This window comes from Mesorhizobium captivum (genome assembly GCF_033977165.1).
Classification (GTDB): domain Bacteria; phylum Pseudomonadota; class Alphaproteobacteria; order Rhizobiales; family Rhizobiaceae; genus Mesorhizobium; species Mesorhizobium captivum.
Window position 1 is genome coordinate 55,661 of record NZ_JAVIJB010000010.1, and the last position, 17,988, is coordinate 73,648.

Genomic DNA, 17,988 nt, shown 5'->3' on the forward strand with positions numbered 1-17,988 from the left:
GTCAACTGGTGGGTGAATGGGCAAGGATGCTCTCGACGATATCGGATTCGGCTACCGGCCGCGCGCCGTCTATGCCAGCGACCCGGCGCGTTCGCGCGGGCGCCTGTTCGACGAGCCGGAAAGCCCGACCCGCACGCCGTTCCAGCGCGACCGCGACCGCATCATCCATTCCACCGCCTTCCGCCGGCTGAAGCACAAGACGCAGGTGTTCGTCGCGCATGAGGGCGACCACTATCGCACCAGGCTGACGCATTCGATCGAGGTGGCGCAGATTGCCCGTGCCTTGGCGCGGGCGCTGCGCGGCGACGAGGATCTCGCCGAGGCGGTGGCATTGGTGCATGATTTCGGCCACACGCCTTTCGGCCATACCGGCGAGGAGGCGCTGAACGAGAAGATGTCCGGTTGGGGCGGTTTCGACCACAATGCGCAGTCGCTGCGCGTCGTGACGCGGCTCGAGCGGCGCTATGCGGAGTTCGACGGGCTGAACCTCACCTGGGAAACGCTGGAAGGACTGGTCAAGCACAACGGTCCGCTCACCGACGCGAGTGGGAAGGGGCTGAAAGGCGCGGTGCCGCAGGCGATCCGCGACTATTCGGAGCTGCACGACCTCGAGCTCGACCGCTTCGCCGGCATCGAGGCGCAGTGCGCCGCAATCGCCGACGACATCGCCTACAACACCCATGACATCGACGACGGCCTGCGCGCCGGCTTCCTGACGCTGGAAATGCTGGAGGATGTCGGCCTGCCGGGTTCGATCCTCGAGGCAGTGCGCGCCCGCTATCCTGGGCTCGACGACGTACGCACCGGCCATGAGCTGATGCGCCGGCAGATCACATTGATGGTGGAGGATGTCATCGCGTCCACCGCCGCCAACATCGAGCGCCTCAAGCCGGACAGCGCCGACGCGGTGAGAGCGGCGGGCGACACGATGGTGACCTTCTCCGCCGAAATGGCCGCGGCCGAAAAGGAACTGAAGGCCTTCCTCTACAAGCATCTCTACCGGCATGCCGAAGTGATGCGCGTGCGGGCGGATGCCGAACAGATCGTCCGGGACCTGTTCGATGTCTATTTCGTCGACCCGCGCGCCATGCCGGACGGCTGGCGCGAAGGGCTCGACAGAGCGGAAGACCGCATCAAGGCGCGCAGCGTCGCCGATTTCCTGGCCGGCATGACCGATACCTATGCGCTCAAGGAGCACAGGCGATTGTTTGACCATACGCCCGATTTGAGCTAGGGCGAGCCTCGATTTTGCCGGCCAAGAATGCCGGTCGCCTCTTAAAGCCCAGAGCACACCCGATGAATATCTTCGCCGATTTCAACGCGCGGATTATAAAAGCTGTCGAAGCCCTTGATCTGAAAGACAAGGATGGCGTGTCGCCGGATCTGTCACGTATCGCGGTCGAGCCGCCGCGCGATGCGAGCCATGGCGATCTTGCCACCAATGCGGCGATGGTGCTGGCCAAGCCCACCGGCCAGAACCCGCGCGCCCTCGCCGAGAAGCTGATCGAAGTATTGCGCGCCGATACCGACATCGCGTCTGCCGATGTCGCCGGGCCGGGTTTCGTCAATCTTAGACTCAAGGACGGGTTCTGGCAGGCGCATCTCGCGGTGCTGCTCGGCGAGGGCCGCAACTATGGCCGCTCGAAGATCGGCGGCGGCCGCAAAGCCAACGTCGAATATGTCTCGGCCAATCCGACCGGCCCGATGCATGTCGGCCATTGCCGCGGCGCCGTCGTCGGCGACACGCTTGCCAACCTGATGGCCTTCGCCGGGTACGACGTGACCAAGGAATATGTCATCAACGACGCCGGCTCGCAGATCGACGTGCTCGGCCGCTCGGCCATGCTGCGCTACCGCGAAGCGCTTGGCGAAGACATCGGCGAGATCCCGCCAGGCCTCTATCCCGGCGACTATCTGGTCCCGGTCGGCCAGGCGCTGGCCGAGCAGTTCGGGCTTGGCCTGCTGGAGATGCCGGGAGACGAAGCGCTGGCGATCGTCAAGGACCGCACGGTCGACGCGATGATGGCGATGATCCGCGAGGATCTTGCGCTGCTCAACGTGCATCACGACGTGTTCTTTTCCGAGCGCACGCTGCATGCCGACAACGCCAAGAAGATACGGGCGGCGATCGCCGACCTGACGCTCAAAGGGCATATCTACAAGGGCAAGCTGCCGCCGCCGAAGGGCGAGAAGCCGGACGACTGGGAGGACCGCGAGCAGACGCTGTTCCGCTCGACCGCCGTCGGCGACGACATGGACCGGGCGCTGGTCAAGTCCGACGGCTCGTTCACCTATTTCGCCGCCGACGTCGCCTATCTCAAGGACAAGGTCGAGCGCGGCTTCGTCGATCTGATCTATGTGCTCGGCGCCGACCATGGCGGCTACGTCAAGCGGCTCGAGGCCCTGGCGCGCGCGGTCGCCGGCGACACGGTCAAGCTCACGGTCCTGCTCTGCCAACTGGTCAAGCTGTTCCGCGATGGCGAGCCGGTCCGGATGTCGAAGCGGTCAGGCGATTTCGTCACGCTGCGCGACGTGGTAGAGGAGGTCGGCCGCGACCCGATCCGCTTCATGATGCTCTACCGCAAGAACGACGCGCCTCTCGATTTCGACTTCGCCAAGGTCACCGAGCAGTCCAAGGACAATCCGGTGTTTTACGTGCAGTACGCCTCGGCGCGCTGCCACTCGGTGTTCCGGCAGGCGAGCGAGCAATTGGGCGAGGCGAATTTCGACCGAAACCGGCTCGTGGCCTCGGTCGCGTCGCTGACAGACGAGGGCGAGATCGGCCTGATCCGCAAGCTGGCTGAATATCCACGGCTGATCGAATCCGCCGCACTTGCGCTGGAGCCGCACCGGCTGGCATTCTACCTCTACGATCTGGCGTCCAGCTTCCACGCACACTGGAATCGGGGCACCGACAACCCAGACTTACGTTTTGTTAAGGTTAACGACCCACAATTGACGTATGCCAGACTAGGGCTGGTGCAGGCTGTTTCGGATGTTTTGACCTCCGGCCTGACGCTGATAGGAGCTGATGCGCCTACCGAAATGCGTTAGGTTTGACTAAAAAACCTGTCACCTTTTGCCCACATTGCGCTGGTAAGGGCCAACCCTGCGCGACGTCCATGGCGTCCGACTGTGTGCGAGTTCGGGAACAATAATGGCAGACAGAACCCAGCTGAAAGTAGCCGCAAACAACCACATCGCCGATGATGATCCTTTCGCGGAACTGACCCGCATCATGGGTTTCGATCCGCGCCAGCCGGTCAGGCCGCAGACGCCAGGGGCCGCAAAGGCTGCCCCCGCAAACCAGGCTGCGGAAGAGGGCGATTTCGACATCGACCTCGAAAAGGAGTTGATGGGCGAATTCGACGTTGCCGAGGAAAGCGCGCCGGTCGCGCAGCAGGCGGCCCAGCACCAGCCGGCTTACGAACTCACCGACGACGAGCTTGCCGCTTCCTTTGAGCAGGATTTCGTCTTTGACGACGCGGCCGACCACGCTCACTTTGCCGCGCCCCGTGCACCGGAGCCGACAGCTGACGATGATTTCGACAAGGCGGTCGCGGGCTCCTTGGACGTCTCGCCTCTGGAGGACGAAGTCTCGCCTCTGGAGGACGAGGTCTCGCCTCTTGAGGACGATCTTTCCGTCGACCAGGAAATGGCGGCCTCGCTGGATGATAGCTTCCGGACTGACCATAACGAGGCCGATGCGGGCCATGGCGCCGTCGCGGCCGCCGAGCCCGCCGTTGCCGAGCCTGCGGCCGAGGCGGCATTCGATGCCGATTTCGACAATGCCGTCCAGATGTCGATCGAGGACGAACTGGCGTTCGATGACCGTGAGACCGGGCAGTCCGAGGCCGCTGACGTTCAGCCGATCGAGGCTCATCTCGCTGCCGGCCAGCCGATCGCCGACGGAGATTTCGAGGGCGAGTTCGATCAGGTCCAGTTCGATCAGGCCCCATTTGACCAGGCGATGGCCGATGTCGACATGGATCTCGATCAGCCGATCCTGGAACAGGAACTGGTCGATGCCGAGCAGCCGGAGGCTGTCGAGGCAGCGCTTTTCGCCGCCGATCCCGAGACCGCCATCGATCCTGAGCTTGTTGCCGATCCCGAGCCCGCCGCGGATCAGGTCTTCGAAGACGATTTCGAGCTCAGCTTCCGTGACGCCCTTGCCGAGGAGCCGGAAGCTCCCGCCGTCGAGCCTGAACCCGTTGCTGGCCACCGGGCTGCAACCGATCAGGTCTTTGGAGACGATTTCGAACGCAGCTTCGGTGACGCCCTTGCCGAGGAGCCGGAAGCTGCCGCCGCGGAGCCTGAACCCGTCGCTGGCCACGAGGCTGCAACCGATCAGGTCTTCGAAGACGATTTCGAACTCAACTTCGGTGACGCTCTTGCCGAGGAGCCGGTAGTTCCTGCTGTCGAGCCTGTGGCTGCGGCTGAGCCGTCATTCGCGGAGCCTGCTCCGGCCGTATCGGCACCGGTTCCGCCGATTGCGGCAGTCGAGCCGGCCGAGCCGGCTGCGACCAGCGGCGAGCGGAGCCTGGAAGACGAGCTCAACGCGCTGCTCGGCGCTATGACCGCACGGCCCATCCCGGCAGCGCCGGCTCCGGTTGCTCCCACTCCGGTTGCTCCCACTCCGGTCGCCCCCACTCCGGTCGCCAAGGAACCCGCTCCGGCGCCGCAGCCGGCCGGCTACACCGGCCAGCATGCTGCCGTCGCAGCCGATGATCTCGATTGGGATCTCGATGAGCACGAGCTTGCGCGAAGCGAGGAGACCGATCAGCCTGCCGATGCCGATCTCGATGCGCTGCTCGCCGGCGAACTCGACCGGCAGGGCTTCGAAGACACGGCGGCTGAACAGAATGCCGAGCCGAGCATCGATTTCGATGACGAGGCTTTCGATGCAGCTTTTGCCAAGGGCATCGAGCAGGACGCGTCGGTCGCCGAACCGGCCCGGTCGTGGAGCCGCGTGACCCCGGTCGCCGCACCTGCGCAGGCGTCGTTCGCGACGCACCCGCTGACGGCCTCAGTGCCGCAAACGGCGGCTCCCGCCTATCGTGACGAGCCGGTGAAGGACTATTCCGCCTACGCCAAGCCGACGTTGGAGATGGCGGCGCCTGGCTATGGTGACGAGCCGACGAAGGACTATTCCGCCTACGCCAAGCCAGCCTCGGCACCGCCGCCTCGCCATCAGGAGGAAATGCCCGATGTCGAGACCGTCGACGTGCCGGAGCGCGTCGTGGCGCTGGCCGACGATCTCGATATTCCGGAGCTCAGCTTCGAGGAGGATCAGCCGGCGGCGTCCGCCTATGACGATCTCGATGCCGAGTTTGCGGGCTTGCTTAGCGAGATGAACGCGACGGAGATCGCGGCGGCTCCGGTGCAGAACCGAGGCTATGACGACGATTCCTACAATGCCGGGTTCAAGACCGGCTATGATCGTCGCGAGCTTCGCGCGGAGACGCCCGCCGCTCCGGCGGCCGCCTCCTATGCCGCGGCCGCGAGCGAATTCGATGCCGACGATTTGCCCGGCAGCCGCCCGGTTTCTCAAGCTGAGGGCTTCGCAGTCGACGAGCTCGACTACGATCCCGAGTTCGACGAGGCGATGACCGTGCCAGGCCTTGCCGAGCGCGAAGCCGCAAAGCCGCGCAGCCGTGGCTTCATGGTTGCCGCGCTCGTCGGCGCCGCGGTGATCGCCGGCGGGCTCGGCGCTCTTGCCTTCTCCTTCGGCGGCAAGGGCGGCAGCGAAGCGCCCGTAATCGTCAAGGCCGACAATTCGCCGATCAAGGTCAAGCCGGAAAATCCGGGCGGCGCCGTGGTGCCGAACCAGGACAACAAGGTCTATGACGCGGTGGCCAAGGGTGGGGCGGCCAAGCCCACTGAGCCTGTGCAGCAGAAACTGGTGACCAACACCGAGGAGCCGATCGACGTGGCGTCGAAGGAACCGCCGCAGAGCCGGATCGTCGACCTCTCGCCTGACGATACCGACGCAGCGCCTGGTACTGACGCAGCGGGCAATCCGAACGCCGCCGCGCCGAAAGCAGAAGCGCCGACTGCAGACGCCTCAGTGCCGGCTGGTGCCCAGGCGGCAGCGCCTGAGAGCGCGCAGCCGGCCGCTCCAGCGCCGAAATCGGAAGACCGCATCGCCCAGGTGCTGCAGGAAGCCGACAAGGGGACCAACAACGACGTCGTCGCCGTTGCGCCGCGCAAGGTCAAGACCATGATGGTGAAGCCCGACGGCTCGCTGGTTCCGCGCGAGGACCCGGCTCCCGCGCCGCAAGTTGCGGCGACGGAGCCTCCCGATCCGGTGCCGCAGCATGTCGCTCCGGCCGGACAGGGCGATGCCCAGTCGACGGGAACCGTCACGCCGGCCGCCGACCAGTCCGCGGATCAGGCCGATTCCGGTCAGGATGAGACCGCCAAGCCAACGAAACCGACTGCCGCGCCGAAAGCCGAAGCCAAGGTCCAGTCGACCAACACGCCGGCGAAAGTGCCGGTGGCGCCGCCGCGCCCGTCCGATCAGCCGGTCGACATCGTCGGCGAGGTCAAGCCCGACAAGGTCGCTTCCATCGATCCGGCGGCGGCAGGCGGCGGCTCGTGGTCGATGCAGGTCGCCTCGCAGCCGACGGTCGAAAGCGCTCAGTCGACCTACCAGGACCTGCAGCGCCGTTACGGCAGCGTGCTTTCCGGGCGCACCGCCAACATCGTCAAGGCCGAGATCGCCGGCAAGGGCACGTTCTACCGCGTTCGCGTTCCGGCACAGTCGCGCAACGACGCGATCAACCTGTGCACCAGCTACAAGGCGGCCGGCGGCACCTGCTTCGTGTCGCGCTGACCATCCCGAACGTCCCAAAGCCGGCGCTGCCCTCAGGGCCGTGCCGGCTTTTCGTTGTGGACGGCTTTCGGCATTCGAGCGCTGCGGGGCAGAGGTGATTCCCTTTGCTTTCCCAAAGCCCTAAGCTTCCTTCTATGACCGAATCAAAATCCATGATCCTCGGCTGCGCCGGGAAATCGCTCGCCCCTGAGGAAATCCGCTTCTACCGCGATGAACGCCCCTGGGGTTTCATCCTGTTTGCGCGCAACATCGGCGAGGCCGGGCAGATCCGCGATCTGGTAGCCTCGATGCGCGACTGCGTCGGGCGCCCGGATGCTCCGGTCTTCATCGACCAGGAAGGCGGCCGGGTGCAGCGCCTGCGGCCGCCGCTGGCGCCGAATTACCCTGCCGGTGGCGCGCTTGGCGCGCTTTGGCGCGACGATCGCGAGGCCGGCCGCCGCGCCACGTGGCTGCTGGCGCGGCTGCACGCCTTCGATCTTTCCCGTTTAGGCATCGCCGCCGATTGCCTGCCGGTGCTCGACGTTCCAGTCGAGGGCGCCAGCGACGTGATCGGCGCTCGCGCTTATGGCAAAGAGCCCAATGCCGTGATCGAGCTTGGCCAGGCTTCGGCCGAAGGCCTGATGTCGGGCGGCGTCCTGCCGGTCATGAAGCATATTCCTGGCCATGGCCGCGCCTTCGCCGATACGCATTTCGCGCTGCCGACGGTCGACACGCCGCTCGCCGAGTTGCGACGACATGATTTCGCCCCGTTCAAGGCGCTCAACCACCTGCCGATGGCGATGACGGCGCATGTCGTCTACAGCGTCGTCGACCCGGACAATCCAGCGACGACCTCGGCCAAGGTCGTCAACGAGGTGATCCGCGGCGAGATCGGCTTCGACGGGCTGTTGATGAGCGACGACACGTCGATGAAGGCACTTTCTGGGGATTTCCCGACAAAGGCGGCCGCGATCCTTGCGGCCGGCGTCGATCTCGTCCTTCACTGCAACGGCGTTTTCGAGGAAATGTCAGGGATCGCGTCGCGCACGACGGCGCTTGAAGGCAAGTCCTTGGCGAGAGCGGAGCGGGCGCTGACCTATATAAAGAGCCGCGACGTCGCCGACGAAAGTGCGATACGCGCGGAATTCGCCACCTATTTCGAAGCGGTGGCCTGAACCGAAGGGATAGAAGGGCAAGTGGCGGAGACATTGGACAGCAAGGCCGCGAAGGCCGCACCGATGGACCGTCTTTGGGCCGAGAACGACGATTCACGCCTGACCGGCGATCCGGCGCTGGTGGTCGACGTGGCAGGCTTCGAAGGCCCGCTCGACCTTCTGCTGCACTTGGCCCGCAATCAGAAGGTCGATCTGGCGCGCATCTCGATACTGGCGCTCGCCGAGCAATATCTGGCTTTCATCGAGAGGGTGAGGGCGCTGAGGCTGGAGCTTGCGGCCGATTATCTGGTGATGGCGGCGTGGCTTGCCTTCCTCAAATCGAAGCTGCTGATCCCAAAGCAGCCTGGCGAAGAGGGCGAGAGCGGCGAGGAACTGGCGGCGGTGCTGCAATTCCGGCTGAAGCGGTTGGAAGCGATGCGCGATGCCGCCGCAAGGCTGCTCAACCGCAACCGGCTCGGCCGCGATGTCTTCGCACGCGGCATGCCCGAGATGGTGATCGTGGAGAAGCGCAATGCCTATTCGGCCTCGCTCTACGATCTGCTGACCGCGTATGCGCAGCAGCGCCAGCGGCAGGCGATCAACAACGTGACGATCGCCCGGCGCGCCGTATGGTCGTTGAAGGACGCGCGCGACGTGCTGGGGCGGCTGGTCGGCACGCTGAGCGACTGGACGGCGCTGGACAGCTTCCTGATCCAATATCTGGCGGCGCCGGAAGAGAAACGCACGGCAGTAGCCAGTTCCTTCGCGGCGACCCTCGAAATGGTGCGCGAGGGCAAGCTGGAAGTGCGGCAGGACCAGGTTTTCGCGCCGATCTACCTGCGCGGGCGCGCACAAGGGGTCAAGGCAGTCGAGGTGGTATCATGAGCGAGCGCGCCAACGCTTCGGTCATCCCGTTCAAGGTCGAGGACGAGCCGGAAGACGAGATGGCCGAACAGGGTTCTGTTGCGAACCCCGCCGAGCGGCTGCAGCTGTCGGAAGCCGTCCGCATGGCCGAGGCGATCATCTTCGCCAGCGCCGAGCCGGTGAGCGAAAGGCAATTGGCGGCGCGCCTGCCCGAGGGCGTCAACATGGCGGCGGCGATGGCCGACCTGCAGGAAATCTACGCCAAGCGCGGGGTCAACCTGGTGCGGGTCGGCGATGCCTGGGCGTTCCGCACCGCCGGCGATCTCGCCTTCCTGATGAGCCGGGACTCCGTCCAGCAGAGAAAACTTTCGCGCGCGGCGCTCGAGGTGCTGGCGATCATTGCCTATCACCAGCCGGTGACGCGGGCCGAGATCGAGGACATCAGGGGCGTCGAGACCTCGAAGGGAACGCTGGACACGCTCTTGGAAACGGAGTGGGTCAGGATGCGCGGCCGGCGCCGCACGCCTGGCCGTCCTGTGACCTATGGCACGACCGATGCCTTCCTCGATCACTTCGCGCTGGAGGAAATCCGCGATCTGCCCGGCATGGAAGAGCTGAAGGGCGCCGGATTGCTCTCGACGCGCATGCCGTCCAATTTCTCGATGCCAGTGCCGCCGGCCGATCCGGAGGCACTTGCCGAGGATGAGGATGCGCTGACCGATATCGACCTCGAGGAACTCGGGCTGCTCACACCGCGCGTCACGGAAGAGTGACCTTGAATTTGCCGCGAATGGTCTATTAGCAAGGGCTGCGCGGATTCGTAGCAAGCCGGGCACGCTGAAAGTGCGTGACATCCGCTAGCCATTTTATCAACTTCATTGCGGTTGTGTTTGAATCCCCGTGCGAAAACGCATAGATCATCGCCGAGGGAAAACATTCGAGAGAGATTGTTATGGGTTCACTATCGATATGGCACTGGCTGATCGTTCTGGTCATCGTGCTTCTAGTGTTCGGCCGGGGCAAAATCCCTGAGCTGATGGGCGACATGGCCAAGGGCATCAAGAGCTTCAAGAAGGGCATGGCCGACGACGATACCGACGACAAGCGTACCGTCGAGCACCGCGCCGACGAGACCGTTTCGCCGGGTAAGGAAAAGGCCAGCAAGAGCTGAGCCCGGTTGTTGCTTTGAGCATGTCGTTGTCCCAAAACCGCTTCGCACTTTTGGGCGACATGCTCTCGTTGGAATAGATTGCCATGTTCGAAGTCGGTTGGAGCGAACTGCTGGTGATCGCGGTCGTCATGATCGTGGTCGTCGGGCCGAAGGATTTGCCCAACATGCTGCGCACCTTCGGCCGCACCGCGGCCAAATTGCGCGGCATGGCGGCCGACTTCCAGAAGCAGTTCAACGACGCCCTGAAGGAAGCCGAACTCGACGACGTCAAAAGCTCGGTCGACAGCCTGCGGGGGCTCAATCCGATGACCGAGATCCGCAAGCAGCTCAATCCGTTCGAGCAAGCGGCGGCCGATGTGCGGGCCGGCGTCGATACGATGATGAAGCCCAAACCGGCTTCCGATCAGGCGCCGTCGGATGCAACGACGCCGCAGGCGGCCGAGCCGCTGAAGAACGGCGCGACAGAGATGCCCGGCATCAACGGAACGGAGGCGGCACCGGCCGCGCCGATCTTTCCGGCCATGACTGACGCTTCGGTAACCGCGCCCGTTCCGGACACCGCTGCGCTTGCCCAGCCTGCGAAAAAGGTGGCCGCATCGAAGACGAAGACGGCCGGTGCAGCGGCGAAAGCGGCATCGGCCAAGGCTCCGGCGGCGAAAGCCCCGGCAAAGTCCGCGCCGGCGGCGGCAAAGGCTGCCGCGCCCTCCCGGAAGGCTGCGCCCAAGGCTGAAGCCAAGCCCGCGGCGGCAAAGAAGCCGGCCGTGAAAAAGGCCGCCGATGCCAAGAAGACGGCGGGAGCCGCCAAGTGAGTGTTTCAGATCAGGAAAAAGACGAGATCGAGAAATCGTCGGCGCCGCTGATCGAGCACCTCATCGAATTGCGCCGGCGTCTGATATGGTCGCTGGGCGGCTTCTTCATTGCTTTTCTCGTCTGTTTCTTCTTCGCCAAGCGCCTGTTCAACCTTCTTGTCGTCCCGTTCAAATGGGCGACGCAATGGGCGGGGCTCGACCCGCACAAGGTCGAGCTGATCTACACTGCGCCGCAGGAGTTCTTCTTCACCCAGGTGAAGCTCGCCATGTTCGGCGGCATGGTCATTGCGTTCCCGTTGATCGCCACGCAGATCTACAAATTCATCGCACCGGGCCTCTATAAGAACGAGCGCAGCGCCTTCCTGCCGTTCTTGATCGCGTCGCCCATTCTGTTCCTGATGGGTGCCTCGCTGGTCTATTTCTTCTTCACGCCGATGGTGATGTGGTTCTTCCTCGCCATGCAGCAGGCCGGGACCAACGACCAGGTGCAGATCTCGCTGCTGCCGAAGGTGTCGGAATATCTCAGCCTGATCATGACGCTGATCTTCTCCTTTGGCCTGGTGTTCCAACTTCCGGTAGTGACGAGCCTGCTGACACGCGTCGGCCTGCTGTCGTCGCAGGCGCTAGCCGAGAAGCGCAAATGGGCGATCGTCATCGCTTTCGTCGTCGCAGCGGTGCTCACCCCGCCCGATCCGATGAGTCAGATCGGTCTCGCCCTTCCGACCATCGTGCTCTACGAGGTCGCCATCTGGTCCTCGCGCATGATCGAGCGCAGCCAGGAACGTGACCGACTGGCGCGCGAAAGGCAAGAAAAGGCGGATAGCTCCGTTGCCGGAAATACGCGAGACGCGTCATCGACCTAGAGCGCGTCGCGTCGAAACGGATTCAGGCGACGCGCTTTAAAGTCTTTGTTTTGATGCATGTCGCCCAAAACCGCTGGGCGACATGCGTTAAGCGCGGGCCGGTCCCCAGCCGGAAAATCAAGGCAGTCCGCTTACCCGCCGTCTTGCATCGATGACAGATGCGGTTTACGCCCTCTGGCCTTAGCCAGGAGCGTTCATACCATGCTTGACATCAAATGGATTCGCGACAACCCGAAGGCCCTTGTCGATGCGCTGGTGAAGCGCTCCTGGTCGGCTGGCGAAGCGCAGTCCACGGTCGACGAGCTGATCGCCAGGGATGAGGCGCGGCGCGCGCATCTCAGCGAACTGCAGGTCAAGCAGGAGCGCCGCAACGCCGCCTCGAAGGAGATCGGCAACGCGATGCGTTCGGGCGACGCCGCCTTGGCGGAAAAACTCAAGGGCGAAGTCAGCGATATCAAGGTGTTCATCCAGAACGGCGAGGCGCGCGAGCGCGAGCTCGACAAGGCGTTGAACGACGCGCTCGCGGTGCTGCCCAATGTGCCGCTCGATGATGTGCCGATCGGCAAGGACGAGCACGACAACGTCGTCAAGCGCATCGTCGGCGAGGTGCCGACGCGGCCGAACTGGGTGAAGGAGCATTTCGAGATCGGCGAAGCGCTCGGCATGATGGACTTCGAGCGGGCGGCGAAGCTGTCGGGCTCGCGCTTCACGGTGCTGAAGAGCCAGCTCGCGCGCATGGAGCGCGCGATCGGCCAGTTCATGCTCGATCTCCACACGACCGAGCATGGCTATGAGGAAATCCAGCCGCCGCTGATGGTGCGCGACGAAGTGCTTTTCGGCACCAACCAGCTGCCGAAATTCGAGCTCGACCTTTTCTTCACGCCGCATGGCGACGGGCGCCTCGGCCTGATCCCGACGGCGGAAGTGCCGCTCACCAACCTCGTGCGCGAAGAGATCACCGCGCATGAAAAGCTGCCGCTGCGCTACACGGCGCTGACGCCATGCTTCCGCTCGGAAGCAGGCTCGGCCGGGCGCGACACGCGCGGCATGCTGCGCCAGCACCAGTTCTACAAGGTCGAGCTGGTCTCGATCACCGACCAGGAGAGCTCGCTTGCCGAGCACGAGCGCATGACCCAATGCGCCGAAGAGGTGCTGAAGCGGCTCGGCCTGCCGTTCCGTACGGTGACCCTGTGCACCGGCGATATGGGTTTTGGCGCGCGGAAAACCTACGACATCGAGGTATGGCTGCCGGGACAGAACGCCTATCGCGAAATCTCGTCCTGCTCGGTCTGCGGCGATTTCCAGGCGCGCCGCATGGACGCCCGCTACAAGGACAAGGACGGCAAGGGCAACCGCTTCGTCCACACGTTGAACGGTTCCGGCACCGCGGTCGGCCGCGCTCTCATTGCCGTCATCGAAAACTACCAGAATGAGGATGGCAGCGTAACCATTCCTGAAGTGCTGCGGCCTTACATGAGTGGCCTCGCCAAGATCGAATCGAAATGAGTTCATGCGCATCCTGCTGACCAACGATGACGGCATCCATGCCGAGGGGCTGGCGTCGCTCGAACGCATTGCCCGCACGCTCTCGGATGACGTCTGGGTGGTCGCGCCCGAGCAGGATCAGTCCGGCTACGCGCATTCGCTGTCGATTTCCGAGCCGCTGCGGCTGAGGACGGTCGGCGAAAGACACTATGCCGTGCGCGGCACGCCGACCGACTGCGTCATCATGGGCACGAAAAAGATCCTGCCCGGGCCGCCGGACCTCATCCTGTCGGGCGTCAATTCCGGCGCCAACATCGCCGACGACGTCACCTATTCCGGCACCGTTGCCGGCGCCATGGAGGGTGCGCTGCTCGGCGTCCGCTCGATCGCGGTGAGCCAAGCCTATTCCTATGTCGGCGAGGACCGGGTCGTTCCCTACGAGACGACCGAAGCGCTGGCGCCGGCGCTGCTGAAGAAGCTGATTGCGACGCCGCTGCCGGAAGGCGTGCTGCTCAACGTCAATTTCCCGAACTGCGCGCCCGACGAAATCGAGGGCACGGTCGTCACTTCGCAAGGCAAGCTCGTGCATAGCCTCTGGGTCGACGAACGTCGTGACGGCCGCGGCCTGCCTTACTATTGGCTGCGCTTCGGCCGCGAGCCGGTCGAAGGCAAGAAGGGCACAGACCTCTATGCGCTGCGCAACCGGCTGGTGTCGGTGACGCCACTGCAACTCGACCTCACCGCCCATGAACTCCGCGACCAGCTGACCAAGGCGCTGTCATGACCATGACTATCGACGATCGCGAAGGCTTTGCCGCTTTCCTGCTTCGCCTGCGGGGCAGGGGCACGGCGCCGAAAGCGTTGATCGCAGCCTTCGAGGCGACGCCGCGGCGGGGTTTCCTGTCGGCGCAGTTCCATTCGATCGCCTGGTCGGAGGGCATGCTGCCGATCGAATGCGGCGAGGCGATCGAGGGCGCGGACCTACAGGCGGCGGTGATCGCGGCTTTGGCCATCGAGCCGGGCAACCGCGTGCTCGAGATCGGCACCGGGTCGGGGTATACGTCCGCCGTTATGTCCAGGCTTGCCGCGCGCATCGTCACCGTCGATCGCTACAAAACCTTGATCGAGCAGGCAAAGCAGCGCTTCGAGGCGCTCGGCATCGGCAACGTCATCGCGCGCCAGGCGGATGCCTCCAACGGTCTGCCCAATGACGGGCCGTTCGACCGCATCCTCGCCTGGGCGGCGTTCGACAGCCTGCCCCGCTTCCTGCTCGATCAATTGTCGAGCGGCGGCATCGTCATCGCGCCCATCGGCCCGGAGGAGGGCGAGCAGGTGCTGACCAAGCTCACCAAGGTCGGCAGCCGCTTCGAGCGCGAGGACATCGGCATGGTCAGGCTGCAGCCAATCCTGCGCAGCGTCGCCGCGGTCACCTAGCTGGGCTTGGATTCAGGTGAGGCCGGCCTGCAAATGGCGGCCTCCTGCGCTTCCGGTGCTCACGTACGTTAAGTACGCTCCGCTCCGGTTCTCGGATGCCACCATTTTCGACTCGGCCTGACCTGAATCCAAACCCAGCTTCTGCGCTTTTCGAAATGTTTTAAGAAAATTTTCGTCGGATTCTAATGGGTTAACCCCGCAGTAACATTAACGCGCTTTAATCAGAACCAGTTTGTACCGGGTCTGTGCGGGTTAGTGCGATGCAATTCAATGGTTTGAAGGCAAACGGACGCAATCTGGCGCGTGGCTGCGCCGTCCTCGTGATCGCCGGCGCCGCGGCCGGGTGCAGCTCGCAGGCCATGCGCTTCAATGGTGTCGACGACGTCTTTACCTCGTCCACCAACAACCAGCGCGCCATCATCAACAAGCAGAATGCCGACCAGCCTTATCCGGGCGATACGGTCGCGCCGGCGCCTGTCGACGGCAGCCACACCCAGTCGGTAAGCCGCTCCAGCCTCGAGCCGGTGACGTCCCAGCAGTTGCCGCCGCCTTCGCAGGCGGCCGCGGCGCCTGCCAAGCCGATGCGGACCGCCTCGGCCCCGGCGCTCGCTCCGGCTCCTGCGGCGCCGCATCTCGACAAGACGGCCACCGGCACGGTCGCGCCGGCAGCGAAGCCGTTCAAGACCGCCGAGCCCGATGCCGTGCGCAACGCAAGTGCTGCGCCGCATGCGACCGAGATCGTCGTGAGAGAAGGCGAGACGATTTCGGGCCTCGCGCGGCAGTATCATGTGCCGGCGGATGCGATCATCAAGGTCAATGGGCTCGATACCAACAAGGGCATCAGAACCGGCCAGAAGATCGTCATCCCGGCCTATGCCTATTCGAGCAAGGTTGCCGACAACACCAAGCCCGCCAACACGCCGAAGCAGCCGGCGGGCGCGCCGGAGAAGGTTGCCGTGCTGCCGCAGCAGCCGAAAGTCAAGGACGGCAAGTCGGCCGCGCAGGTCGATGCATCGGCTGCGGCCAGCGGTTCGAAGAATGCCAAGCCGGCGCCGCAGATGGCTGAGGCCAAGCCGGCCGGCGCCGGCGGAACCTACACTGTCCAGCAGGGCGACTCCCTGTCCTCGATCGCGCGGAAGACCGGCGTCGGCGTCACGGCGCTCAAGCAGGCCAACGGCATGAAGGACGGCCTGCTGAAGATTGGCCAGACGCTCAAGGTTCCGGCCGGCGGCACCGTCGCCGCCGCCAACCCAGCCGCGACCAAGCCGTCCGTCGACCCGGTGACGACGGCGACGACGCAGCCGCCGGCAAAGACCACGCCGTCGCAGACGCTCGCTTCCTACACGCCGCCGAAGAAGGACGCCAAGGTCATCCAGCAGGCCGAGGACGACGATGCGGTGGCGCCGGATGCGACCGGCATCGGCAAGATGCGCTGGCCGGTGCGCGGCCGCGTCATCTCCGGCTTCGGTTCGGGCAAGGACGGCGTCGATATCGCGGTGCCGGAAGGAACGCCGATCAAGGCGGCCGAGAACGGCGTCGTCATCTATGCCGGCGACGGCCTCAAGGAGTTCGGCAACACTGTACTGGTGCGCCACGAGAACGGACTGGTCACCGTCTACGGTCACGCCAGCTCGATCGAGGTGCAGCGCGGCCAGAAGGTCAAGCGCGGCCAGGAAATCGCGCTGTCCGGCATGAGCGGCACCACCGACTCGCCGAAGCTGCATTTCGAAGTGCGCAAGAATTCGGCCCCGGTCGATCCGAGCGGCTACCTCGAATAGAACAAGAACAACTTGCGGGCCGCCTGACCTCCAGTCCGGCCCGCCGGCTTCAGCCCGCTCCGTCAGGAGCGGGCTTTTTCAGTTACAGCCCGAATGGAAGATCGTCAGTCCTTGAGCGGCTTGCCGAGCCGGCCGGCAAGGTCCTGCGTGAATTGCCAGGCGACGCGGCCGGAGCGGCTACCGCGTGTCGTCGCCCATTCCAGTGCGTCCGCGCGCAGGGTCTGGGGGTCGATGGTGAGGCCGTGATAGCGGACATAGCCGTCGATCATGTCGAGATACTCGTCCTGCGAGCATTTGTGGAAGCCGAGCCACAGGCCGAAGCGGTCGGAGAGCGAGACTTTTTCCTCGACCGCTTCCGACGGGTTGATGGCAGTCGAGCGTTCATTGTCGATCATGTCGCGCGGCAACAGATGCCGCCTGTTCGACGTGGCGTAGAAGATGACATTGGCCGGGCGGCCCTCGACGCCGCCTTCGAGCGCCGCCTTCAGCGACTTGTAGGAGGTGTCGTCGTGGTCGAAGGAGAGGTCGTCGCAAAACAGGATGAAGCGATAAGGCGCTGCCTTCAGCAGGCCCATCAGTTTCGGCAGCGTGTCGATGTCCTCGCGGTGGATCTCGATCAGCTTGAGCGGCCGGTCGAGCTTGTCCGAGGCGTTGACCCTGGCGTGCACGGCCTTGACCAGCGACGACTTGCCCATGCCGCGCGCGCCCCAGAGCAGCACATTGTTGGCGGCGAAGCCGGAAGCGAAGCGCTCGGTGTTGTCGAGCAGGATGTCGCGGACCCGGTCGACGCCGCGGATCAGGCCGATGTCGACGCGGTTGACCTTGCGCACCGGCTCCAGATAGCCGGGATCGGCCTGCCAGACGAAGCAGTCGGCCACGCCGAGATCGGTCTCGGGAACGGGCGGCGGGGCGAGGCGGGAGACCGCCTCGATCAGGCGGTCAAGCTTCTTGTTCAGGGCTTCCAGGCTATCGGTCATTTCCGGTCTTTTCGCTTTGGCATCTCGCAACGTGAAGCGGGTCCATGATTGCGCACCAAGGACCAACTGCAAGCTTTTGTTGGAGCACGATCTTTTCGGGCCGGCTCCAAGCGGCTTCCGGCTGCGACGCTCTAGCACGCGCCAAACGGCTGGAAAAGCAACGGATTCGGCGGGTCGCGCAGTTGCATTGGCAACTTTACCGACTATATTCCGCCCAAATTTTCGCGGGGCCGCAGCGGCGGTATTTTACCATCCAGGAGTCTCTTGATGTTCGTCACACCGGCATACGCCCAAGGCGTCGGCACCTCGCCCGATATGTTCATCAGCATTTTGCCGTTTGTCCTGATTTTCGTGATCATGTATTTTCTGATCATCAGGCCGCAGCGCACGCAGCTGAAGAAGCGCCAGGAAATGCTGGCCGCGGTGCGCCGCGGCGATACGGTGGTGACCGGCGGCGGCTTCGTCGGCAAGGTGACCAAGGTGATCGACGACAATGAGCTGGAGATCGACCTTGGCGGCGGAACCAAGGTGACGGCGCTGCGCTCGACGATCTCCGACGTGCGCGTCAAGGGCGAGCCGGTGGCGAACCAGAACGCCAAGAAGTAATCATCACCTCGATGGCGGAACGCTGCCGCTTGT

General features: G+C 64.4%; 15 protein-coding genes. 14 read left to right on the forward strand and 1 reads right to left on the reverse strand.

Annotated features, from left to right (window positions below; translation table 11 throughout):
- Positions 1–16 precede the first annotated feature (16 nt).
- The 13 genes from RFM40_RS11165 to RFM40_RS11225 all read left to right on the forward strand — a co-directional run bounded on the left by RFM40_RS11165 (position 17) and on the right by RFM40_RS11225 (position 16,372).
- Complete coding sequence (locus RFM40_RS11165) at positions 17–1,234, forward strand: deoxyguanosinetriphosphate triphosphohydrolase (protein WP_320226568.1); 1,218 nt, start codon at positions 17–19, stop codon at positions 1,232–1,234.
- Between the two features lie 62 nt (positions 1,235–1,296).
- Positions 1,297–3,054 carry an arginine--tRNA ligase gene (gene argS / locus RFM40_RS11170; RefSeq protein ID WP_320226569.1) on the forward strand — a complete coding sequence of 586 codons (1,758 nt, stop codon included), beginning with the start codon at positions 1,297–1,299 and terminating at the stop codon, positions 3,052–3,054.
- 103 nt (positions 3,055–3,157) lie between these two features.
- Positions 3,158–6,835, forward strand: a complete 3,678-nt coding sequence (locus RFM40_RS11175; RefSeq protein WP_320277550.1) for an SPOR domain-containing protein — start codon at positions 3,158–3,160, stop codon at positions 6,833–6,835.
- A 134-nt stretch (positions 6,836–6,969) separates the two neighbouring features.
- On the forward strand, positions 6,970–7,989 hold the full coding sequence (gene nagZ, locus RFM40_RS11180) for a beta-N-acetylhexosaminidase (protein WP_320275449.1): 1,020 nt from the start codon (positions 6,970–6,972) through the stop codon (positions 7,987–7,989).
- Between the two features lie 63 nt (positions 7,990–8,052).
- Positions 8,053–8,853, forward strand: a complete 801-nt coding sequence (locus RFM40_RS11185; protein ID WP_320277569.1) for a segregation and condensation protein A — start codon at positions 8,053–8,055, stop codon at positions 8,851–8,853.
- On the forward strand, positions 8,850–9,605 hold the full coding sequence (scpB, locus tag RFM40_RS11190; RefSeq protein ID WP_320277551.1) for an SMC-Scp complex subunit ScpB: 756 nt from the start codon (positions 8,850–8,852) through the stop codon (positions 9,603–9,605). The genes RFM40_RS11185 and scpB overlap by 4 nt, the downstream gene beginning before the upstream one ends.
- 179 nt (positions 9,606–9,784) lie before the next feature.
- Positions 9,785–10,003: a twin-arginine translocase TatA/TatE family subunit gene (locus tag RFM40_RS11195; RefSeq protein WP_320221194.1), complete on the forward strand. Its 219-nt coding sequence runs from the start codon at positions 9,785–9,787 to the stop codon at positions 10,001–10,003.
- Between the two features lie 83 nt (positions 10,004–10,086).
- On the forward strand, positions 10,087–10,812 hold the full coding sequence (gene tatB, locus RFM40_RS11200) for a Sec-independent protein translocase protein TatB (RefSeq protein ID WP_320226573.1): 726 nt from the start codon (positions 10,087–10,089) through the stop codon (positions 10,810–10,812).
- Positions 10,809–11,675, forward strand: a complete 867-nt coding sequence (gene tatC, locus RFM40_RS11205; RefSeq protein ID WP_320277552.1) for a twin-arginine translocase subunit TatC — start codon at positions 10,809–10,811, stop codon at positions 11,673–11,675. The genes tatB and tatC overlap by 4 nt, the downstream gene beginning before the upstream one ends.
- Before the next feature lie 201 nt (positions 11,676–11,876).
- Positions 11,877–13,181: a serine--tRNA ligase gene (gene serS / locus RFM40_RS11210; protein WP_320226575.1), complete on the forward strand. Its 1,305-nt coding sequence runs from the start codon at positions 11,877–11,879 to the stop codon at positions 13,179–13,181.
- A 4-nt stretch (positions 13,182–13,185) separates the two neighbouring features.
- Positions 13,186–13,944, forward strand: a complete 759-nt coding sequence (gene surE / locus RFM40_RS11215; RefSeq protein ID WP_292338939.1) for a 5'/3'-nucleotidase SurE — start codon at positions 13,186–13,188, stop codon at positions 13,942–13,944.
- The gene (locus tag RFM40_RS11220; RefSeq protein WP_320226576.1) at positions 13,941–14,594 is read left to right on the forward strand and encodes a protein-L-isoaspartate(D-aspartate) O-methyltransferase; all 654 of its coding nucleotides are present in this window, start codon (positions 13,941–13,943) and stop codon (positions 14,592–14,594) included. Before surE ends, RFM40_RS11220 begins: the two co-directional genes overlap by 4 nt.
- 260 nt (positions 14,595–14,854) lie before the next feature.
- Positions 14,855–16,372: a peptidoglycan DD-metalloendopeptidase family protein gene (locus RFM40_RS11225; protein ID WP_320226577.1), complete on the forward strand. Its 1,518-nt coding sequence runs from the start codon at positions 14,855–14,857 to the stop codon at positions 16,370–16,372.
- Between the two features lie 104 nt (positions 16,373–16,476).
- Here the strand turns inward: RFM40_RS11225 and RFM40_RS11230 are convergent, their stop codons facing one another.
- Entirely contained in the window at positions 16,477–17,349 is an 873-nt protein-coding gene (locus tag RFM40_RS11230) for an ATP-binding protein (RefSeq protein WP_320226578.1), read from the reverse strand.
- Between the two features lie 267 nt (positions 17,350–17,616).
- Here RFM40_RS11230 and yajC point away from each other — a divergent pair, with 267 nt between their 5' ends.
- On the forward strand, positions 17,617–17,955 hold the full coding sequence (yajC, locus tag RFM40_RS11235; RefSeq protein WP_067000009.1) for a preprotein translocase subunit YajC: 339 nt from the start codon (positions 17,617–17,619) through the stop codon (positions 17,953–17,955).
- Positions 17,956–17,988 lie beyond the last annotated feature (33 nt).